This window comes from Streptomyces sp. S.PNR 29 (genome assembly GCF_030386795.1).
In the GTDB taxonomy this organism is placed as follows: Bacteria; Actinomycetota; Actinomycetes; order Streptomycetales; family Streptomycetaceae; genus Streptomyces.
The window spans coordinates 347015-362229 of record NZ_JANUQM010000004.1; the positions used below are offsets into that span (position 1 = coordinate 347015).

The 15215-nt window shown below is 71.3% G+C and carries 12 protein-coding genes and 1 tRNA gene; 10 read left to right on the forward strand and 3 right to left on the reverse strand.

All coding sequences use genetic code 11. The features are described 5' to 3' along the window. Window positions 1–44 precede the first annotated feature (44 nt). The 3 genes from NW895_RS14075 (at window position 45) to NW895_RS14085 (ending at window position 2539) form a co-directional block, all read left to right on the forward strand. Window positions 45–485 carry an SRPBCC family protein gene (locus tag NW895_RS14075; RefSeq protein ID WP_289935826.1) on the forward strand — a complete coding sequence of 147 codons (441 nt, stop codon included), beginning with the start codon at window positions 45–47 and terminating at the stop codon, window positions 483–485. A 39-nt stretch (window positions 486–524) separates the two neighbouring features. Beyond that, window positions 525–596, forward strand: a tRNA-Val gene (locus NW895_RS14080). Between the two features lie 98 nt (window positions 597–694). Next, a complete protein-coding gene (locus tag NW895_RS14085; protein WP_289935827.1) occupies window positions 695–2539 on the forward strand; it encodes a DUF2207 domain-containing protein in 1845 nt (614 codons plus the stop codon). Window positions 2540–2557: 18 nt separating this feature from the next. Here NW895_RS14085 and NW895_RS14090 read toward each other — a convergent pair whose 3' ends face one another. Further along, a complete protein-coding gene (locus NW895_RS14090; RefSeq protein WP_289935828.1) occupies window positions 2558–3283 on the reverse strand; it encodes a 3'-5' exonuclease in 726 nt (241 codons plus the stop codon). Window positions 3284–3452: 169 nt separating this feature from the next. Between NW895_RS14090 and NW895_RS14095 the strand changes: the two genes are divergently transcribed. The 4 genes from NW895_RS14095 (at window position 3453) to NW895_RS14110 (ending at window position 7931) form a co-directional block, all read left to right on the forward strand. After that, on the forward strand, window positions 3453–4019 hold the full coding sequence (locus tag NW895_RS14095; RefSeq protein WP_289935829.1) for a DUF4365 domain-containing protein: 567 nt from the start codon (window positions 3453–3455) through the stop codon (window positions 4017–4019). Then, a complete protein-coding gene (locus tag NW895_RS14100; protein ID WP_289935830.1) occupies window positions 4016–5233 on the forward strand; it encodes a hypothetical protein in 1218 nt (405 codons plus the stop codon). The genes NW895_RS14095 and NW895_RS14100 overlap by 4 nt, the downstream gene beginning before the upstream one ends. A gap of 91 nt (window positions 5234–5324) precedes the next feature. Continuing rightward, complete coding sequence (gene thrS, locus NW895_RS14105; protein WP_289935832.1) at window positions 5325–7304, forward strand: threonine--tRNA ligase; 1980 nt, start codon at window positions 5325–5327, stop codon at window positions 7302–7304. 78 nt (window positions 7305–7382) lie between these two features. Further along, entirely contained in the window at window positions 7383–7931 is a 549-nt protein-coding gene (locus NW895_RS14110; protein WP_289935833.1) for an HIT domain-containing protein, read from the forward strand. 126 nt (window positions 7932–8057) lie between these two features. Here NW895_RS14110 and NW895_RS14115 read toward each other — a convergent pair whose 3' ends face one another. Both NW895_RS14115 and NW895_RS14120 read right to left on the reverse strand, forming a co-directional pair. After that, window positions 8058–9719 (reverse strand): hypothetical protein, encoded by a 1662-nt coding sequence (locus tag NW895_RS14115; RefSeq protein WP_289935834.1) that lies wholly within the window; start codon window positions 9717–9719, stop codon window positions 8058–8060. Window positions 9720–9947: 228 nt separating this feature from the next. Continuing rightward, window positions 9948–12146 (reverse strand): elongation factor G-like protein EF-G2, encoded by a 2199-nt coding sequence (locus NW895_RS14120; RefSeq protein WP_289935835.1) that lies wholly within the window; start codon window positions 12144–12146, stop codon window positions 9948–9950. A gap of 275 nt (window positions 12147–12421) precedes the next feature. Here NW895_RS14120 and pgsA point away from each other — a divergent pair, with 275 nt between their 5' ends. Genes pgsA through NW895_RS14135 form a run of 3 tightly spaced genes read left to right on the forward strand, consistent with a single transcriptional unit; the run spans window position 12422 to window position 15206 of the window. Beyond that, window positions 12422–13123, forward strand: a complete 702-nt coding sequence (gene pgsA, locus NW895_RS14125) for a phosphatidylinositol phosphate synthase (RefSeq protein WP_289935836.1) — start codon at window positions 12422–12424, stop codon at window positions 13121–13123. Continuing rightward, window positions 13120–14046, forward strand: a complete 927-nt coding sequence (locus NW895_RS14130; protein ID WP_289935837.1) for a phosphatidylinositol mannoside acyltransferase — start codon at window positions 13120–13122, stop codon at window positions 14044–14046. Before pgsA ends, NW895_RS14130 begins: the two co-directional genes overlap by 4 nt. Further along, the gene (locus tag NW895_RS14135; protein WP_289935838.1) at window positions 14043–15206 is read left to right on the forward strand and encodes a glycosyltransferase family 4 protein; all 1164 of its coding nucleotides are present in this window, start codon (window positions 14043–14045) and stop codon (window positions 15204–15206) included. Before NW895_RS14130 ends, NW895_RS14135 begins: the two co-directional genes overlap by 4 nt. Window positions 15207–15215 lie beyond the last annotated feature (9 nt).

Sequence of the window (15215 nt, forward strand, 5' to 3'; positions counted from 1 at the left end):
CAGAACGTACTCATCCACCGCCCGGATACGGGCAGGCGCTCCCCATGGACTGGACGCACTACCGCTTCCGCAGCCTGTGGGCCCTGCCCGCACCGCCCGCCACCGTGTACGACGCGCTGGAGCGCGCCGAGGACTACCCCCGCTGGTGGCGCCAGGTGCGCGAAGTGACCAGGCTCGACGACACCACCGGCGTCATCCGCATCCGCTCACTCCTGCCGTACGACATGACCTTCACCGCGCGGGAGACACGACGGGACGCGGGGGTGCTGGAGATCTCGATGTCCGGGGACATCGACGGCTGGGCCCGCTGGACCGTCACCCCCAAGGGCGCCGGCACCTTCGCCCGCTACGAGCAGGCCGTCGACGTCAACAAGTCGCTGCTCAGGATGCTCGCCATACCCGGGCGGCCGCTCTTCCGCGTCAACCACCGGCTGATGATGCGCGCCGGGCGGCGGGGGCTGGCCGCGTACCTGCAAGCGGTTTGAAGGAAACGCGCGGGGACCTGTATTGTTCAGTCCGTTGCTGGGCGATTAGCTCAGTGGGAGAGCGCTTCGTTCACACCGAAGAGGTCACTGGTTCGAACCCAGTATCGCCCACCGGCAAGGAGCCGGTCCGCATCACGCGGACCGGCTCTTTTTGTTCGCCCGCGGCCGGTATACGCTGCCGATCTTCATGGAGGCAGGGGGGACCTTCCTTGAGTACGGCAAAAGGCAAGAGGGCGAGGCCGATCGGGCCGCTGACCGCGGGACGCAGGAGTTTCACCCCGACCAAGATCTTCTTCCTGGTGCTCCTGCTCGGTGGTCTCGTCGCGCTCGCCCGAGTGAGCGGGAACGTGGAGCGCGTCAACACGATGTGGGTGGGCGCCGAGGTCGCCGCGGACGGCAGTGTCCGGATCACCGAGGTCATCGACTACGACTTCGGATACCCCGACCAGACCCGGCACGGCATCTACCGCGATCTGCCGGACCTCCCCTACGACGCGGACAGAGCCGAGGCCGTCGCCACCATGGACGGCCACCGGGTCCCCTGGGAACTCGACATCGGCGAGCGCTACGAGGAGCCGGACGGCCGGAGGGAGATCGCCACCCGTATCAAGGTGGGCGACCCCGACCGCTCCGTCACCGGAGTGCACCGGTACCGCATCCAGTACACGCTCACGGACGTCGTGAAGAACGGCAAGCTGGCCTGGGACGCCGTCGGCACGGGATGGCGGGTCGACCGCTCCGACGTCGAGATCCACGTCGTGGCGCCCTACGACCTCACCGGCACGCGCTGTGCGCAGGGCACCAACGGTTCCGAGGACGGCTGCACCGCGGAGAAGACCGAGCCCGGCCACCTCGTCGTCGGGCTCGACAAGCTCAAGGGACGGGAGGGCATCACCCTGTACGCCTCCCGTGGCCCGAAGCTGACCGGCACGGAGCCCGCACTGCCCGAGCCGCCCACGGGCAAAGCAGTCGGCTCGACCATGCAGCACCCGCTGTGGGTGGGCCTGCTCGCCTTCGCCTTCGCCCTGGCCTGCGCCCTTGCGACGGTCCAGCTGCTGCGCTTCCTCGGCCGCGACCGGATCGCCGAGGACGGCCCGGACGCAACGCCCGGCAGGACCCGGCGCGTCGACCTCGACCGGCTCGCCGCCTCACTCACCCCGTCCCCCGTGCCCCCGGAGGGACTGACCCCGGCCCAGGGCGGAATCCTCCTCTCCGAACGCGTCGAACACCGACACAAGGTGGCCTGGCTGCTGGGGGCGGCCGTCGACGGGCACATCACCATCAAAGGGACCGACCAGCATCCCACCCTCAAACGCCGGAACCCCGTCGATGCCCCGGAGGACCCGGACGCGAGGGTCGTCCTCGGCAGCATCTTCTCCGGGCGCGACAAGGTCACCCTGGGCTGGTACGACCCGCAGTTCAGGTCCGCCTGGGAAAGCCTCTCCCGCCGACTGGAACAGTGGCAGGCCGACAGCGGCCTGTGGGACGCGGCCGCCGCGGAACGCGCCCGCCTCGGGCGGACCATCGGCACCACCGCCACCCTGCTGGGCTTCGTCGTCTCGGCCGTCGGAGCCTGGATCGGCGGAGGCCGGAACGCGGTCGGCTGGCCGATCCTCGCGGTGGGCCTGATCGCCGTGGCGGCCGGCTTCGCGCTGCGGCTGCGCTCCTGGGAGTTGCAGACCCGCAGCCCTCGGGGCGCCGCCCTCTGGCTTCAGGTGGAGGCGTTCCGGCGCTACCTCGTCGACCCGTCCCCGCTCCAGGCGGACGAGGCCTTCGACGAGGAACGGATGGAGCTGTACACGGCCTGGGCGGTGGCCCTGGGCGTGGCCCACGCCTGGGAGAAGGCGATCGCCGACTCGACCGTGGCCCCCGGACGCCCCTCGACCCTGACCTCCCGGATCACCCCCGCCCTGGCCGTGGGCCTGCTCGTCCACACCGTGCACTCCAGCGCCGCCCCGGCCTCCAGCAGCGGCGGTGGCGGGGGCGGCGGTGGCGGCGGTGGTGGAGGAGACGTCGGCGGCGGAGAGGGAGGCGGCGGCGGAGGCTCCTGGTGACTCCCGGCGCACACGGCGTCAGGCCGCCGCCGGCAGGTCCGGCCGCAGCGGCCACGCCGGGTCCACCGCCTCCTCGGTGCCCTGCAGCGCGAACCACGACTGCAGCCCCCGCGCCTGTGCCGCGTGCCACACCGCCTGCAGGGTGTGCAGCTCGCCGGGGGACAGGCGCTCCAGCCGGGACGCGAAACGGCGGCCCACCGCGCGTACGACGTTCAGCGCGGCCAGCGCGTCGGCCGCCGCGTCGTGGGCGGCCTCCAGCTGGACGCCGTAGTGCGCGCACAGGTCGGTGAGGGTGCGGCGGCCCTTGCGGTAGCGGTCCAGATGCTTGTCGAGCACCCGTGGGTCGAGGACGTGCAGCGGCGTCGCCTCGAACCAGCGGCTCAGGGACGAGGCACGATGGCGCCTCAACTCGCGGTCCAGCAGCGTGAGATCGAACGGCGCGTTCATCACCACCACCGGACGCCCGGCGGCGGCCTGCTCGGCCAGCGTCTCCGCTATCTCGTACATCACCGGCGCCGGCCAGCGGCCGTTGCGCTGCAGATGTTCCTCCGTCAGCCCGTGCACCGCCGTCGCCGCGGCGGGCACCGGCACGCCCGGGTGCACCAGCCACCGGGTCACCCGGGGCCGGACGCCCGGAGCGTCCTGGACGACGACGGCGGCCGACACGATCCGGTCCGTCTCGACGTCCACACCCGTGGTCTCCGTGTCGAACGCGGCCAGGGGCCCTTCGTACCAGTACGTCATACCAACACAACCCCTCGTTCGCCCTCGGCAGTTGACGCCCCGTCCGCTGCCCGTTTCGGTGATACCCGGGCTGTTTGCGCCGTACGCCGGAAGGACACAACAGGAGTACGGGTCTTTCCAGTTCAGGGGCCCGCAGCGCGGAATCACCGGTTCTGGAAGGCTGTTGGTCATGGCTATGGCGCAGCCCGAACGGGGCGGGCTGCTGCCCGAGTGCACGGCACCCTCTCGCGGTACTCTCCACACCACTGCCTGCATGGAGACCCTGCAGGTGGGCTATCTGCACGCCGTCGCGGCGGCCGCGGGCTGCTCGCTGTCCCAGCCGTTCCCGGACAACGGCATCGACTGGCACGTCAGCCACAGCGCGCCCGGGCACACCGTCGACGACGAGGTCACCATCAAGGTGCAGCTCAAAGCGACGTACCAGGTCCCGCCGAACCCCCCGGGCCGCTTCTTCTCCTTCACGCTCGACAACGAGCACCTGGCGAAGCTCGCCCGCACCCCCGTGTCGGTGCACAAGATCCTGGTCGTGATGCTCGTGCCGCGCTCCCAGGACGACTGGCTGCGCGCCGGCCACGACCGGCTCGACCTGAGGCACTGCTGCTACTGGACCAACCTCGCCGGGCACCCCGTCACGGGCCGGCGCCGGACCACCGTGCGGATACCGACCTCACGCATCTTCGACGACCGGGCCCTGTGCGAGATCATGGGGCGGGTCGGGACGGGAGGCAGACCGTGACGCACCGCCCGACCGAGGAACCCGTGCGACCACACCCGGTGGAGGCCTGGAACGGCAGTCCGCCCGCACCTGGCGACGTCGACCCGGCCGTCCTCGGTGCCCTGCTGCACCGGCACGGCTGGCAGCGCCGCGGCGGCGCCCCCGGACGCTACGGCCGCTGGACCCCGCCCGGACCGGGCGGGCGCGGCATGAGCCTGCTGGTGCCCGAGAGCCGTGCCTTCCCCGACAGCGACGACCTGCTCGGCGAGGCGCTTCTCGCCCTGTCCCGCAGCGGCACGCCCTCCGCGCGCGAGGTGCTGGTCGCCCTGGCCGTACCCAGCGACGAGATCCGCTGGTGGCGGGACGTCCCCACCGGACCGGCCGGTGCCGCGCCCTGGCCGGTCGAGGAGCAGTTGCGCACCGCCGCCCGCCGGATGCTGCTCGCCTCGGCCCTCGCCACCCGCGCGCGTGCGGGCTACTACGGTGCCCGGCACCGCCGCTCCGCCGCCGCGATGCTGGAGAACGCCCTGGTCGGGCCCGCCCCCGGCGGACGCCGGCTGACCGCGTTCCTGCCGGTCGCCGACGGGCGCCCGCTCGCCGTACGCCTCCACCAGGCCCTGTACGCCGCCCGCGAGGCCATCGACTACCAGCGGGCCACCGGTGGCACGGACGCCTTCGACACAGCCGTCGAGGCGGGCGTCAGTCATGAGCTCACCGAGGCCCTCGTCGCCCTCGTCCGCGGCACCGAGGGCGCCCGGATCGCCGTGGAGTGGGCCCCCGCGGCCGGAGTCCCCGAGGGCTGCGCGGCCTTGGCCGAGCCCGTCGAGTTCTCGCCCGGTGACCTGCCCGTCCTGCGCGAGGCCGGGGCCCGGTACCTGCGGGCCGAGCCCTCCGTGCCGGTGCGGATCACGGGCACGGTGGTACGGATGCGCAGATCGGGCCCGGGCGGCGCGGGCACCGTACGGCTGCGGGTGCTCGCCGGGGCCGAGGTGCCGCATGTACGCCTCAGCCTGGACGAGGAGGCCTACCGCATCGCCGGGCACGCGCACCTGGTCGGGCTGCCGGTGCGGGTGCGGGGACGGCTGGAGAGCCGGGGCGGCTTCCGCAGGCTCACCGAGGCTTCGGAGGTCGTGCCCGTGCAGGTCGACGACGCCGAGCGGGACCGGCTGATGAAGTCGCTCCAGGAGACCGCCGAGATCACGGCCTTCTTCGAGGAGGCCTGCGGAGGGGACTGATTTCGCAGAGGGTGGTCCCGGGTCGGTACGATCCTTAGTCATGCGCGCGCTCCGGTATGGCGCCGCACCCACCTTCAGTCAGGAGAGACCGGTGTCAGACGTCCGTGTGATCATCCAACGCGATTCCGAGCGGGAAGAACGCGTGGTGACGACGGGCACTACGGCCGCCGAGCTCTTCGCCGGCGAGCGCTCGATCATCGCGGCGCGCGTGGGCGGCGAGCTCAAGGACCTCAGCCACGAGCTCAAGGACGGCGAGACCGTCGAGGGCGTCGAGATCTCCTCCGAGGACGGCCTGAACATCCTGCGCCACTCCACGGCGCACGTCATGGCGCAGGCCGTGCAGGAGCTCTTCCCCGAGGCCAAGCTCGGCATCGGCCCGCCCGTCAAGGACGGCTTCTACTACGACTTCGACGTCAAGGAGCCGTTCACCCCCGAGGACCTCAAGCGCATCGAGAAGAAGATGCAGGAGATCCAGAAGCGGGGCCAGCGCTTCTCCCGTCGCGTCACCACCGACGAGGCCGCCCGCGAGGAGCTGGCGGAGGAGCCCTACAAGCTGGAGCTCATCGGCCTCAAGGGCAACGCCGCGCAGGCCGCCGACGGCGCCGACGCCGAGGTGGGCGGCGGTGAGCTGACCATCTACGACAACCTCGACGCCAAGACCGGCGAGCTGTGCTGGAAGGACCTGTGCCGGGGTCCGCACCTGCCGACCACCCGCACCATCCCCGCCTTCAAGCTGATGCGCTCGGCCGCCGCGTACTGGCGCGGCAGCGAGAAGAACCCGCAGCTCCAGCGCATCTACGGCACCGCCTGGCCGTCCAAGGACGAGCTGAAGGCCTACCTCGACTTCCTGGTCGAGGCCGAGAAGCGCGACCACCGCAAGCTCGGCGCCGAGCTGGACCTGTTCTCCTTCCCCGACGAGCTGGGTCCCGGCCTCGCGGTGTTCCACCCCAAGGGCGGCGTCATCCGCAAGGTCATGGAGGACTACTCGCGCAGGCAGCACGAGGTCTCCGGCTACGAGTTCGTGAACACCCCGCACATCTCGAAGGAGCACCTCTTCGAGATCTCCGGGCACCTGCCGCACTACGCGGACGGCATGTTCCCGCCCATCCAGTTCGACGAGCAGAACTACCGCCTCAAGGCGATGAACTGCCCGATGCACAACCTGATCTTCAAGTCGCGCGGCCGTTCCTACCGCGAACTGCCGCTGCGTCTCTTCGAGTTCGGGACGGTGTACCGGTACGAGAAGTCGGGCGTGGTGCACGGGCTGACCCGTTCGCGCGGCTTCACCCAGGACGACTCGCACATCTACTGCACCAAGGAGCAGATGCCGCAGGAGCTCGACACGCTCCTGACCTTCGTCCTCGACCTGCTGCGCGACTACGGCCTGCACGAGTTCGAGCTGGAGCTGTCCACCCGCGACGACTCCGACAAGTTCATCGGCTCGGACGAGGACTGGGAGGAGGCCACCGAGGCCCTCCGGCAGGCCGCCGAGAAGCAGGACCTGCCGCTGGTCCCGGACCCGGGCGGTGCCGCCTACTACGGCCCGAAGATCTCCGTCCAGGCCAAGGACGCCATCGGCCGGTCCTGGCAGATGTCGACGATCCAGGTCGACTTCAACCAGCCCAAGCGGTTCGGCCTGGAGTACACCGCGGCGGACGGCTCCCGCCAGCAGCCCGTCATGATCCACCGGGCGCTGTTCGGCTCCATCGAGCGGTTCTTCGGCGTGCTGCTGGAGCACTACGCGGGCGCCTTCCCCGCCTGGCTGGCCCCCGTCCAGGCGCTGGGCATCCCGATCGGTGACGCGCACGTGCCGTACCTGCAGCAATTCGCCGACAAGGCCCGGGCGGCCGGTCTGCGGGTCGAGGTCGACTCCTCCTCCGACCGCATGCAGAAGAAGATCCGCAACGCCCAGAAGCAGAAGGTGCCCTTCATGGTCATCGCGGGCGACGAGGACATGGCGAACGGCGCCGTCTCCTTCCGCTACCGCGACGGCTCCCAGGAGAACGGCATCCCCGTCGACGAGGCCATCGCGAAGATCCTCAAGGTCGTCGAGGAGCGGGCGCAGGTCTGAGCGGACGCCCCCCAGAAGGCCCCCGGCAGTTCCGGGGGCCTTTCTCCTTGCCCTGGCCGGACGCCATATGCTGCACGCATGACGAGTGAGCCGGAGCAGCAGTTGGGAGTGGGGACGCAGGACGCGTTCCAGCGCCTGTGGACACCCCACCGGATGGCCTACATCCAGGGCGAGAACAAGCCGACCGGCCCGGGGGCCGACGACGGGTGCCCCTTCTGCTCCATCCCGGCCAAGTCCGACGAGGACGGACTGATCGTCAAGCGCGGCGAGCTGGTCTTCGCGGTGCTCAACCTGTATCCGTACACCGGCGGCCACCTGATGACCGTGCCGTACCGCCACGTCGCCGACTACACCGACCTCGACGAGGCGGAGACCGCCGAACTCGCCGCGCTGACCAAGCAGGCGATGACGGCCCTGCGCGCCGCCTCCGGCGCCCACGGCTTCAACATCGGCATGAACCAGGGCACGGTCGCCGGCGCCGGCATCGCCGCCCACCTCCACCAGCACATCGTCCCGCGCTGGGGCGGGGACACGAACTTCATGCCGGTCGTCGGCCACACGAAGGTGCTGCCGCAGCTGCTGGCCGACACGAGGAAGATGCTGGCGGAAGCCTGGCCGACGGGCTGAGCGTGATCAGCCCGTCCGGCACTTGAGGACGAGGCCGTTCAGGCCGAAGCGGGGGTCTGGGGGCGCAGCCCCCAGGACCGGCCCTCCAGACCCACCCGCACGCACTCCCGCCCGACCGACGGAGGCCTACGCGTCGTAGACGTCGGCCTTCTTGGGCATCGGATCCTGCACAGCCGTGCTGAGGAACGCCGACCGCGTCCCGAACTTCTCCGTGTCCACGCCGTTCTCCTCCAGCACCTTGATCGCCGCCGCGTGCACCACCCGCAGCACCGGCGTCGCAGCGCGCAGCGCGTCGTCGGCCATGAAGCGGTGCCGCCAGGGCTGGTCGGCCCAGGCGTGCCGCAGACCGAACGGCTCCGGCAGGGCGATGGTGCCGCCGAGCCAGTTCAGCAACGGCGGATACCAGGTCAGCGGCGCCCGGACGGCGAGCCGCACCACCTCGTTGGTGGTGACCAGCGGCAGCTTCACCGTGCGCGTCTCCCACGGCTTGAACGACTTCGCGACCTCCTTCGACGGAGCCTCCGGCTTGGTCGTGAACAGCCCGTTCACGGGACCCAGCGCATGGCCGGTCACCTCGATCCGCAGGGTCGCGTGCAGCACGGTCACCGTGATCAGCATGGTGATGATCAACTGGCCGTCCCACAGCGTCCACTGGACGCCCAGGTAGTGCCGGTCACCGGCGCCGAACTGCTGCTTGTTGCAGATGTCCTGTATGGCGTGCGGCTTGACCTGGAACGCCTCGACGTCCGTGCCCTCCGGCCGGGACACCGCCGCGGCGCCCTCCCCGATCGGCGTGACGATCCAGTGCCGTATCGACGGTGTGGGGAAGCCGCCGGTGTTCAGCGGGCCCCGCTCCAGCATCCGCAGCTGGTCGTGGACGGACCGGATGACGTCCCAGCTGCGGAACGGGTGGATCTCCCGGGTGGGGTCGGCGGGCACCAGGTCCTCGGCGAGCTGCCAGCTGCCCCAGCGCGTGCCCATGCCGAGTATGCCCTTGGGCCCGGCGTAGAAGACGGAGTTGGACTGCTGCTCGGCGCTGAGCTTGGCCAGTGACTGGCGCAGCTGCTCGGCCGCGGTCTCACCGGGGCCGGTCGGCACCGCCTCGGGCACCTTGGCGCCGACACTGCTGCCGGAGAGCAGGCTGTCCCAGCGCTCCCTGAGGTCCCGCGCCGTGCTCTCGCAGATCTGTTTGGCCCAGAACCAGCCGACGACGGGCATCACGACCGCCGCACGCGCGTACCACCCCCAGAAGCCGGTGAAGGGCATGCGGATCAGGAAGATCACGGCGAGGGCGCCGACGGCCACGAGCAGGGTCGTGCCCAGCGCGCCGGCCTGCTTGTTCTCCGACTTGGAGACGGTGGTGCGGATCTGGAAGACCAGCAGCCAGACCAGCAGCCCCGGCAGGAACAGCAGCCCGCACAGCACCATGGCGGCGGACAGCTTGTTGTCACGCTCCCGGCGGATGCGGTTCGCCGCCAGGCAGTGCTCCACCACCACCAGCGGCTCGGTGCCGAAGGACTGGATCAGCGGCTTGCGGCCGCTGCCCAGCATGCGGTCCACCACCGCGCGGGAGAAGGCCTCGCCCAGGTTGGGCCGGAAGATGGTGGCCCAGGGCCGGCCGGGTTTGACGGTGGTCTGGTGCCATTCGTTGTCGGCCTTCTTGATGTCCTCCATCGGGCTGTCCCGGTAGGCCGCCGAGGCCAGCGCGACGGTCGCCGTCTGCCCCGCGTCGCCGGTGCGGGGCACCTGTGGCCCGAAGATGTCCGCGTAACCGTTCTCAACGGTCATTCCCGCCCCCGATCGCCCGCCATGCTCGCACCTGCGGCCTTCCCGACTTCCTGGCTCCGCACACCTGTTGATCAGGTCATCAGCGTATCCCCAGGCACCGACATCCCATCGGCGGACGGCCGAAGCCGCCCACCGAATCGGAGGGGCAGCGCTCCATGAAGGCCACTTCCGGGCGCCCGCACGCCACTTCCGGGCGCCCGCACGCCACTTGCGGGCGCCCGGAGCCAACTACGCGGACTCGCGCGCCTCTTCGCGCACCTTCTCCGCGATCTGCGGTGGCATCGGTTCGTGCCGTGCGTAGCGGCGGTTGAAGCGCGCGGTGCCGTGCGACAGGGAGCGCAGGTCGACGGCGTACCGGCCGATCTCGATCTCGGGCACCTCGGCGCGCACCAGTGTCCGCCCGCCGGTCACCTGCTCGGTGCCGAGCACCCGGCCGCGCCGACCGGACAGGTCGCTCATCACGGCGCCCACGTAGTCGTCGCCGGTCAGCACGCTCACCTCCGCGACCGGCTCCAGCAGGTGGATCTTCGCGTCGGCCGCGGCCTCCCGCAGCGCGAGCGCGCCGGCCGTCTGGAAGGCGGCGTCGGAGGAGTCCACGGAGTGCGCCTTGCCGTCCAGCAGCGTGACCCGCACGTCGATGAGCGGGTAGCCCGCGGCGACGCCCTTGGCGGCCTGGGCCCGTACGCCCTTCTCGACCGACGGGATGAACTGCCGCGGCACGGCACCGCCGACGACCTTGTCCACGAACTCGATGCCCGAGCCGCCCGGCAGCGGCTCCACCTCGATCTCGCAGATGGCGTACTGCCCGTGTCCGCCGGACTGCTTGACATGACGGCCACGCCCCGCCGACCTGCCCGCGAACGTCTCCCGGAGGGAGACCTTGTGCGGTACGACGTCGACCTGGACGCCGTACCGGCTGCGCAGCCGCTCCAGGGCGACGTCCGCGTGGGCCTCGCCCAGGCACCACAGGACCACCTGGTGGGTGTCCTGGTTCTGTTCCAGCCGCATCGTCGGATCCTCGGCGACCAGCCGGGCCAGGCCCTGCGAGAGCTTGTCCTCGTCCGGCTTGCTGTGCGCCTGGATGGCGAGCGGCAGCAGCGGGTCGGGCATCTCCCACGGCTCCATCAGGAGCGGGTCCTCCTTGGCCGACAGGGTGTCCCCGGTCTCCGCGCGGCTCAGCTTGGCCACGCACGCCAGATCGCCCGCGATCACGTGCGAGACCGGGCGCTGCTGCTTGCCGAACGGCGTGGACAGGGCGCCGATCCGCTCGTCGACGTCATGGTCCTCGTGGCCGCGGTCCGCGAGGCCGTGCCCGGAGACGTGGACCGTCTGGTCGGCGCGCAGGGTGCCGGAGAAGACGCGGATGAGCGAGAGCCGGCCGACGTACGGGTCGGAAGAGGTCTTCACGACCTCGGCGACCAGCGGCGCGTCGGGGTCGCACACCTTCAGCTCGCGCGGCTTGCCGTCGGGCGTGGTCACCCGGGGCGCCTCACCCTCCAGCGGCGTCGGGAACCCGCCGGTGATCAGCTCCAGCAGCTCCACCGTGCCGAGCCCCTGCCTGGCGCCCTCGGCCGCGGGGGCGGCGGCCAGGACGGGGTGGAAGACGCCGCGTGCGACGGCCCGCTCCAGATCCTGGACGAGCGTCTTGATGTCGACCTGCTCGCCGCCGAGGTAGCGGTCCATGAGGGTCTCGTCCTCGCTCTCCGAGATGATCCCCTCGATGAGCCGGTTGCGGGCCTCCTCGATCTGCGGCAGCTGGTCCGGGCCGGGGTCGGACTCCTTGCGCTCCCCGGACGCGTAGTCGAACAGCTTCTGCGACAGCAGCCCGATCAGGCCCGTCACGGGAGCGTGCCCGTCGGGTCCCTGCGGGCCGTGCAGGGGCAGGTACAGCGGCAGCACGGCGTCGGGGTCGTCCGCACCGAAGGCCTCCGCGCAGGTCCGTGTCATCTCCTCGAAGTCCGCCCGCGCGGCTTCCAGGTGCGTGATGACGATGGCCCGCGGCATGCCGACGGCCGCGCACTCCTCCCACACCATGCGGGTCGAGCCGTCCACGCCGTCGGAGGCGGAGACGACGAAAAGGGCCGCGTCCGCCGCTCGCAGACCGGCCCTGAGTTCACCGACGAAGTCGGCGTATCCGGGAGTGTCGAGTAGGTTGATCTTGATGCCGTCCCATTCGACCGGCACCAGGGAGAGCTGCACCGAGCGTTGCTGCCGGTGCTCGATCTCGTCGTAGTCGGAGACGGTGCCGCCGTCCTCCACGCGGCCCGCCCGGTTCACCGCTCCCGCCGTGAGGGCGAGAGCCTCCACCAGAGTCGTCTTGCCCGAACCGGAGTGGCCGACCAGCACCACGTTCCGTACGGACTGGGGGTGGTCGGCCGCCTGTGCCCTGCCGGCGGCTCCGGGGTGGGTGTGTGCCTTGTCGCCCATGATCCTGCCTCCCGTGCACGGTGAGGTCACTGTGGGCGCGGACACGCGGGGGCCGCTTGCGGGGCGGCTCCGGCGACGCCCGCGGTGTTCTTCGAGCTTTCCACTCCCGTCACGGTGCGTCCATACGAAGGACGCGATCGCGTCGTGACCCGGCCGCCGTCGGGCCGTGACAACGGCGTCCGGGTGCCCGGCCGTCGGCCACGCGCGCGCGTGGCTACGATGGGCCAGCCGGGGCCAGCAGGGGCCGTCCGGCGACACCGACCGTCGGGAAGGCCATGCTGAACAAGTACGCGCGTGCTTTCTTCACGCGTGTCCTCACGCCGTTCGCCGCGTTTCTCATCCGCAGGGGCGTCAGCCCCGACGCGGTCACGCTGATCGGCACCGCGGGTGTGATCGCGGGCGCGCTGGCCTTCTACCCCCGGGGCGAGTTCTTCTGGGGCACGGTCGTGATCACGCTGTTCGTGTTCTCCGACCTCGTCGACGGCAACATGGCCCGCCAGCTCGGCCGCTCCAGCCGCTGGGGTGCCTTCCTGGACTCCACGCTCGACCGGGTCGCCGACGGCGCGATCTTCGCGGGCTTCGCCCTGTGGTACGCGGGCGGCGGCGACGACCTGGTCCTGTGCGCCGTCTCGATCTTCTGCCTGGCCAGCGGCCAGGTGGTGTCGTACACCAAGGCCCGCGGCGAGTCGATCGGCCTGCCGGTCGCCGTCAACGGACTCGTCGAACGTGCCGAGCGCCTGGTGATCTCGCTGGTCGCCGCCGGTTTCGCCGGGATGCACAAGTTCGGAGTCCCGGGCATCCAGTACCTGCTCCCGATCGCCTTGTGGATCGTCGCCGTCGGCAGTCTCGTCACGCTGGTCCAGCGGGTCGTCACCGTCCGCCGGGAGTCCGCCGAGGCGGAGGCGGCCGAGGCCTCGTCCGCGCGGGAGAATGCTTCCGGGGAGAACGCCTCCCACGGGAGCGAGGCGGCGACATGAGGGCCCAGGAGCGGCTGACGGACGCGCTGTACGGCCTTGGCTGGAGCACGGTCAAGAGGCTCCCCGAGCCGGTCGCCGTCCGCCTCGGCCACACCATCGCGGACCTCGCCTGGAAGCAGCGCGGCAAGGGCGTCAGGCGGCTGGAGAGCAACTACGCGCGCGTGGTGCCGGACGCGAGCCCCGAGCGGCTCGCCGAGCTCTCGCGCGCGGGCATGCGGTCGTACCTGCGCTACTGGATGGAGTCCTTCCGGCTCCCCGCCTGGAGCACCGAACGCGTCAAGGGCGGTTTCGACCCGAAGGACGTGCACTACCTGACCGAGGGCCTGGCCGCCGGCAAGGGCGTCGTCCTCGCCCTGCCGCACCTGGCCAACTGGGACCTCGCCGGCGCCTGGGTCACCACCGAACTGGGCATCCCCTTCACCACGGTCGCCGAGCGGCTCAAGCCCGAGACCCTGTACGACCGTTTCGTCGCCTACCGCGAGGGCCTCGGCATGGAGGTCCTGCCGCACAGCGGAGGCTCCGCCTTCGGCACGCTGGCCCGGCGGCTGCGCGACGGCGGCCTGGTCTGCCTGGTCGCCGACCGCGACCTGTCCGCCTCCGGCGTGGAGGTCGGGTTCTTCGGCGCCACGGCCCGGATGCCGGCCGGTCCCGCCCTGCTCGCCCAGCAGACCGGGGCACTGCTGCTGCCGGTGACCCTGTGGTACGACGACTCGCCCGTGATGCGGGGCCGCGTCCACCCGCCGATCGAGGTGCCCGAGACAGGTACGCGGGCCGAGAGGACGTCTGTCATGACACAGGCGCTGGCCGACGCCTTCGCCACGGGGATCGCCGACCATCCGGAGGACTGGCACATGCTGCAGCGCTTGTGGCTCGACGACCTCGATCCGGCGAAGAGCCCCTCTTCCGAAAAGGGCGACTCGTGAGGATCGGCATCGTCTGCCCGTACTCCTGGGACGTGCCGGGCGGTGTCCAGTTCCACATCCGTGACCTGGCCGAGTACTTCATCCGCCTCGGTCACGACGTGTCCGTCCTCGCCCCCGCCGACGACGACACCCCGCTTCCGCCGTACGTCGTCTCCGCCGGCCGCGCGGTGCCGGTGCCGTACAACGGTTCGGTGGCCCGGCTGAACTTCGGCTTCCTGAGCGCCGCCCGCGTGCGCCGCTGGCTGCACGACGGCGCCTTCGACGTCATCCACATCCACGAGCCCACCTCGCCGTCGCTGGGGCTGCTGACCTGCTGGGCCGCGCAGGGGCCGATCGTGGCCACCTTCCACACCTCCAACCCGCGCTCCAGAGCCATGATCGCCGCGTACGCGATCCTGCAGGCGGCGCTGGAGAAGATCAGCGCGCGGATCGCGGTGAGCGAGTACGCCCGCCGCACGCTGGTCGAGCACCTCGGCGGGGACGCGGTCGTGATCCCGAACGGCGTGGACGTCGACTTCTTCGCCAGGGCCGAGCCGAAGCCCGAGTGGCAGGGCGACACGATCGGGTTCATCGGGCGCATCGACGAACCCCGCAAGGGCCTGCCGGTCCTGATGAAGGCCCTGCCGAAGATCCTCGCCGCCCGCCCGCAGACCCGGCTCCTCGTCGCGGGACGCGGTGACGAGGAGGAGGCGGTGGAGACGCTGCCCGCCGAACTGCGCTCCCGCGTGGAGTTCCTCGGCATGGTCAGTGACGAGGACAAGGCCCGCTTCCTGCGCAGCATCGACCTGTACGTGGCCCCCAACACGGGCGGCGAGAGCTTCGGGATCATCCTCGTCGAGGCCATGTCCGCCGGAGCCCCCGTCCTCGCCTCCGACCTGGACGCCTTCGCGCAGGTCCTCGACCGGGGGGCGGCGGGGGAGCTGTTTCCCAACGAGGACGCCGACGCCCTCGCGGAGGCCGCCGTACGGCTGCTGGAGGACCCGGCGCGGCGGACGAAGCTGCGGGAGCGGGGGAGCGCCCACGTACGGCGTTTCGACTGGTCGACGGTCGGCGCGGACATCCTGTCCGTCTACGAGACCGTGACGGCCGGAGCGGCGGCCGTCGCGGCGGACGACCGGACGCCGGGCCTGCGGGGGCGGTTGGGGCTGGCGCGGGACTGAGGACGCCCG